A 4,303-nucleotide genomic window follows, 5' to 3' on the forward strand; every position below is an offset into this window, starting at 1 on the left:
GTGCTGGGAGGGCTGTTGAGCCAGGGCGTTGTCGCCCTGACCGGCGGAAGAGTCCCCCACGACGTCATCAAATCCGCGCCGAAGGCGGCTTGGGACAGCGGACCGCCGCCCAACATGCCCTATCCGTAACCGTTGGACCGCCCGGGAGCTTCGCACATGGAACGCATGGAGAGTCCCCGCACGGAATCCGACGCGGAGCTCGCGCGGGTCCGCGCCGAGCTGGACGCAAGACACGGCGACATCGCGCGGCTGGAGCAGCAGCTGGAGGCCGTGGCCGCGGACACCGAGCGCTGGAGGACGCAAGCCATCAAGGGGCCCTCCGCGTCCGTCCGCTCCTGGCTCATCGTGTTGCTGGTGGGCCTGCTGTTGGGGGGAGGCCTGAACCTGCTCTTCATCGTCCTCGCCGGGGGACGGCTCCACCCGTAAGGGGTTCACCGCTCCGGGAGGCTGGCTCCGCTTCGCAGCAGCAGGGCGGCGCGGTGGATGGCGGACCGGATGCGGACGTAGGTGCCGCAGCGGCAGACGTTGTCGCTCATGGCCGCGTCGATGTCCGCGTCCGACGGCTGGGGGTTCTTTCTCAGCAGCGCCACGGCGGCCATGATCTGCCCCGGCTGGCAGAAGCCGCACTGGGCCACGTCCTCGGCGATCCACGCCTGCTGCACGGGGTGCAGCCCTGTCGCGTCCGCCAGCCCCTCGATGGTCCTCACCTCGTGGCCCGCGACTTCGCCCACGGAGTGGAGGCAGGGACGGAAGGACTCGCCGTCCAGGTGGCTGGTGCACGCGCCGCAGACGCCCACGCCGCAGCCGTACTTGGGGCCCGTGACGCCCAGCATGTCGCGGAGCACCCAGAGCAGGGGCAGGTCCGCGGGCGACTCCACGGACACCGGCTGACCGTTGAGGATGAAGGAATGGGCCGGCATGGTCAGGCTCCCTCGTCGAGGATGGGGAAGCGGGTGGGCATGGTGCCCGTCGCCCGGGCAAGGGCGTTGGCCAGGGCCGCCGCCGCGCTGGGATAGCCCAGCTCGCCCACGCCCCCCACGCGGTCGTCGGAGCGCACCAGGTGCACCTGGATGGAGGCGGGCGCGTGCTTCATCCGCAGCCACCGGTAGTCCGCGAAGCTGCCCTCGCGCACGGCGCCCGCGTCGATGTGGAGCCCCGCGCTCAGCGTGGTGGACATCGCGTCCAGCGCGGCGCCCTGGAGCTGGGCCTCGATGCCCTTGGGATTGATGGGCAGGCCCACGTCCGCGGCGATGACCACGCGCAGCACGCGCGGCGTTCCCCCGGTGACGTCCACCTCCACGAGATGGGCGATGGCGCTGTCCCACTCCTCCAGCACGGCGACTCCTTGCGCGACGCCCGGTGGTAGCGCGCGGCCCCAGGCGCCTTCGAGCACCACCCGGTCCAGCACGGCCTTGAGCCTGCGGGACTTGAGGCGCGAGCGCCGCAGCTCCACGGGGTCACGCTGGAGTTCGCGGGCCAGCTGGTCGACGAAGATTTCATTGGCCACTCCCACCTGGCTGGTGAAGACGGAGCGGAAGGAGGCGGTGGGAATCGGGAGCGGCACTTCGGCCAGCTCCTGCGCCACCCAGCCGAACTGGTAGGGGACGTGCTGGGTCAGCGCGAAGAACACCGCGCTGGTGACGTCCGGCAGGACCTGTCCGGCCATCGCGGTGAGCAGGTCTCCGAAGCCGTGGGGAAACTCCACGGTGGGAATGGCTGCGCGGTGGTGCCAGCCAAGCACGGAGCCACCAGGCCCCAGCGAGGCGAGGATGCGGTGGTGGCTGGCGGGCCGGTAGTGGCCCTGGCGCATCTCGTCGTTACGGCTCCACATCAGCTTCACCGGCTGCCCGAGCGACCGTGAGACGAGCGCGGCCTCCACGGCGGCCTCGGTGAAGAAGCGCCGGCCGAAGCCACCTCCCGCGCGGATGGGATGCACGGTGACCCGCTGCGGAGTGAGCGCCCAGCCGAGCGCCGCGGCGACCTGGCTCCGCGCGAACTTCGGATCCTGGACGCCGGACCACACCTCCGCGGTGTCGCCCGTCACGCGAGCCACGCAGCTCTGTGTCTCCATGGGCGCATGCGCGAGGTACGGGAAATCGAAGCGGCCCTCCACGACGCGGGTGGTGAGCAGCGGAGGCAGCGGCCGGGGACCGATGGCGTCGCGCAGCCGGGCCCGGATGTGGGCATCGGAGAGGTGGCTGGCCGGGCCCGGTGCCCAGGTGATCTGCAACGCGTCGCGCGCGGCGAAGGCCTGCGCGAAAGTCCGGGCCGCCACCGCCACGCCTGATGGGAGCTGCACCACGCCCACCACGCCTGGCATGGCCCGGGCCGTGGAGGCATTGAACGACTGGACCGTGCCGCGCAGCGTGGGAGGCCGCGCCACCACCGTCGGCATCGCGCCCGGGATGTCGAGGTCCAGGGTGTAGCGCGCCGCGCCGGTGACGATGTCCCGTGCGTCGACACGCCCCGTGGGCTGGCCGACCACGGTGTATTCACCTGGAGACTTCGGCAGCGGGGAGACCTCCGGCAGCAGCACACGCGCGGCGTCCTCCGCGAGCTCGCCGTAGCCGAGCGTGCGGCCGTCGGGAGCATGCACCTCGCCCTGCGCCGTGGTGAGCGTGAGGGCCAGCAAACGCCAGCGGTGCGCGGCGGCGGTGACCAGCCGTGCCCGGGCCTCCGCTGCCGCGGCGCGGAGCGGACCGGCCAGGTAGCGCATCGTCGAGGACAAACCGGTGAGCTGGATGAGCCAGCGGGGATCCGCGTCGGCGGTACAGACGTCCACGGAATCGAGGCCCGTGTCGAGCTCCTCTGCGACGAGCATGGCCACGGCGGTGGTGATGCCCTGGCCCATCTCCGTGCGGGGCAGGGTGGTGACGACGCGCCCGTCGGTCCGGACCGCGACGTAAAGGTTGAGCGAAGTCTCCTCGGGCGCGCTCGGCTCCGCGGCCTGGGCGGAGGGAAGGTCGAGTCCCCACCGCGCCGCGACCATCAGCGTGGGGGAAGCCACCAGCCACGTCAGGAACCGGCGGCGGTCAAGCCCGCCTGGAGGAGCTGCGTCCGTCGGCAGCGCGTCAGCCATGGGCAAAGTGTCTCACGCGGCCGTCGGCGGGCCCAACGACCCAGGGCGCCTTGTGAGGCACCTGTCACCTGGAACCCGGAAGCATCCAGCACAGGACCTCGTGCCGTCCCGAAGCGCTGTCCTGCTTCTGTAGGGCATCGAGCCGCACATGTTCAGCGTGTTGCCTGGACCGTCCCAAGCGTGCTTCGTCCCAGCACGCATCCGCAAGGTGCTTCCGTTGCCATCTTTGACCCGGGAGTTCGCCTCCTTGATGGTCAGCTCGCACTGAGTGTTCCTGTAGTCGTGGATGCTCGAGTCCAACCGCCCGATGCGAAGCCCGTCGACCATGGTGTCTGTCTCTCGGCCGACGCCAATGAAGAAGCACCAGGGAGCCGGCTCCGCTTCCAATCAGGCCGCAAAAAGTTCGTAGGCGAATCCTGTGGCCCGAAGTGCTCCGTGAGGACGCGGGCCTTGTGGATCGCATCACGGGGGCGCCACGGTGAAATGGAGCGGGCGGCAAGCCGAGGCCGCGGACAGATGCACCTGCCGGAAGCGCCGTCGCCCAACCGGTCCGACTGTCGGACCGCCAAGGTAGCCCCAGGCAGATGCACCTGCCGGAAGCGCCGTCGCCCAACCGGTCCGACTGTCGGACCATGAATGCGGCCATAGGTATGGAGCTCTGCCGGAAGCGCCGTCGCCCAACTGGTCCGACTGTCGGACCGCCAATGCAACCCCAGGCAAGGAACTCTGCTGGAAGCGCCATCGCCCAACCGGCCCGACTGCCGGACCGCCAAGGTGGCCACAGGGAAGGCGTGTGCCGGATGCGCCATCGCCCAACCGGTCCGACTGTTGGACCGCCAAGTCAGTCCCAGTCAGGGGGCCCTGCCGGAAGCGCCATCGCCTAACCGGTCCGACCGCCGGACCGCCAAGGTGGCCACTGGCGAAGGCGCGTGCCTGAAGCGCTGTCGTCCAACTGGTCCGACTGTCGGACCGCCAGGTCAGTCCCAGGCAAGGGGGCTCTGCCGGAAGCGACGTCGCTCAACCGGTCCGACTGTCGGACCGCCAAGATGGCCACATGCGGAGGCGCCTGCCGGAGGCGACGTCGCCCAACTGGTCCGACTGTCGGACCAGTTCGCGACGCTTCGGGCCCGGGAGCGCGCTGGCCTGGTAGGCGACGTCACCGGTGGGCCTTCGCGTCCATGTCAGACCCATCTGGTTGGATGGGCGAAGCATCGGGCGAGGAGG

3 protein-coding genes are annotated in these 4,303 nt (G+C 70.6%); 1 reads left to right on the top strand and 2 read right to left on the bottom strand.

Translation table 11 applies throughout. The features are described 5' to 3' along the window. Positions 1-156: 156 nt before the first annotated feature. On the top strand, positions 157-426 hold the full coding sequence (locus tag D7W81_RS40150; protein WP_120560599.1) for a hypothetical protein: 270 nt from the start codon (positions 157-159) through the stop codon (positions 424-426). Between the two features lie 5 nt (positions 427-431). On the opposite strand, the gene D7W81_RS40155 is transcribed toward D7W81_RS40150, so the two are convergent. After that, positions 432-920, bottom strand: coding sequence for a (2Fe-2S)-binding protein (locus tag D7W81_RS40155; protein ID WP_120560600.1), 489 nt, complete (start codon positions 918-920; stop codon positions 432-434). Between the two features lie 2 nt (positions 921-922). Continuing rightward, on the bottom strand, positions 923-3,079 hold the full coding sequence (locus D7W81_RS40160) for a xanthine dehydrogenase family protein molybdopterin-binding subunit (RefSeq protein WP_120560601.1): 2,157 nt from the start codon (positions 3,077-3,079) through the stop codon (positions 923-925). Between the last annotated feature and the right edge of the window lie 1,224 nt (positions 3,080-4,303).

This window comes from Corallococcus aberystwythensis (genome assembly GCF_003612165.1).
Classification (GTDB): domain Bacteria; phylum Myxococcota; class Myxococcia; order Myxococcales; family Myxococcaceae; genus Corallococcus; species Corallococcus aberystwythensis.

Bases quoted from the DNA above. Each gene is read 5' to 3' on its own strand.
- D7W81_RS40150 (WP_120560599.1), top strand. From the start codon at position 157: ATGGAACGCATGGAGAGTCCCCGCACGGAATCCGACGCGGAGCTCGCG.
- D7W81_RS40155 (WP_120560600.1), bottom strand. From the start codon at position 920: ATGCCGGCCCATTCCTTCATCCTCAACGGTCAGCCGGTGTCCGTGGAG.
- D7W81_RS40160 (WP_120560601.1), bottom strand. From the start codon at position 3,079: ATGGCTGACGCGCTGCCGACGGACGCAGCTCCTCCAGGCGGGCTTGAC.